The organism is Streptomyces sp. NRRL WC-3549, assembly GCF_000721935.1.
Lineage (GTDB): Bacteria > Actinomycetota > Actinomycetes > Streptomycetales > Streptomycetaceae > Streptomyces.
Window position 1 is genome coordinate 52,353 of the sequence record NZ_KL585389.1, and the last position, 208, is coordinate 52,560.

Sequence of the window (208 nt, forward strand, 5' to 3'; positions counted from 1 at the left end):
CCACCCCGCCACGGGCCGGCAGGTACGCCTGGGCACCCTCGTAGGCCCGCGCCGCGCTCATCCCCGCCTCCCCGGAACGCTCCGGCCCCTTCTCATCCCAGCCGCTTTCCGGCCAGCGGTTCGGTGTCCTCGCCCCCACCCCGGCGTACGCCCCGCAGGAACGCGGTGAGCGCCTCCGCCGCCGTGTCTGTCTCTTATACACATCTCT